This window comes from Arthrobacter sp. Hiyo1, assembly GCF_001263615.2.
GTDB lineage: Bacteria > Actinomycetota > Actinomycetes > Actinomycetales > Micrococcaceae > Arthrobacter.
On record NZ_DF952470.1, the window covers coordinates 173253 to 174288 of the forward strand.

Below are 1036 nucleotides of genomic sequence, written 5' to 3' on the forward strand. Positions count from 1 at the left end.
GGCACGCGGACGGCCCGGACCGCCGTCGCGGCTGATCGCCCAATGCGTTTCCCCGGACCTGATGGATTGGGAGCATACCCGAGCCGTTCTGGGATCCCCGCCGGTACATCACGCACGAATGCCCGGACGTTTTCGCCTGGGGCGACTGGTGGTACCTGGTCTATTCGGAATTCTCCGAGTCCTTCACCACCCGCTACCGCATGGCGAAAAGTCCCGATGGGCCTTGGACCGTGCCGCCGCGGGACAGCGTTGACGGCCGCGCCTTCTATGCCTCGAAGACGGCCGAGCGGGACGGTCGCCGGTTCTTCTTCGGCTGGGTCGCCAGCAAGGAGGGCAACCACGACGACGGCGCCTGGCAGTGGGCGGGCACGATGTCCGTCCTCGAGGCCCGCCAGAACGACGACGGCACCCTCGCTTTTTCCCTCGCCGACGAACTCGTCGAGAGCTTCTGGGACGACATCCCGGTATCCCTGGGGGATGACTTTCCGCTGGTACTGCATGCTCCAGACGGGTACACCGCCATGGTGTCCGATGAGGTCCTCCCTCGCCAGTTCTACGCCCGGGCGGTTTTGCAGATCGAAGCCGATACCAGCGAATGCGGCCTGCTGCTCCGCTCAAGCGCGGACGGAGACGAGTCCTACATCATCCGCCTGGAACCGAAGCGCGGCCGCATGGTGTTCGACCGATGGCCCCGCGAAATCAGCGGCGACGCGCAATGGCACGTCTCGGGGGATGTCCCCTTCGAGATCGAGCTGGAACGCCCCTGCGAGCTGGCCTCCGGAGAGCACACCCTCGAACTTGTCGTCGACGGGGACCTCTGCGTCGCCGTCGTCGACCGGCAGGTCGCCCTCAGTACCCGGATCTACGGGCTACCGGACGGCCGCATCGGCGTATTCGCCGGTGAAGGCACCGCAACTCTCACCGATCTTGAGATACGTAAGCGCACAGACAACTAAATACCCAGCGCCAGACCTCCGTTCAAATCAAAGGAGATTTTCCCCCATGAAGAAACTCATAAGAACGGCCGCCGTAGCAG

The 1036-nt window shown here is 64.4% G+C and carries 1 pseudogene; it reads left to right on the plus strand.

The features are described from left to right. Nucleotides 1-956, plus strand: a pseudogene (locus tag AHiyo1_RS09760) (GH32 C-terminal domain-containing protein); the annotation flags it as partial. Between the last annotated feature and the right edge of the window lie 80 nt (nt 957-1036).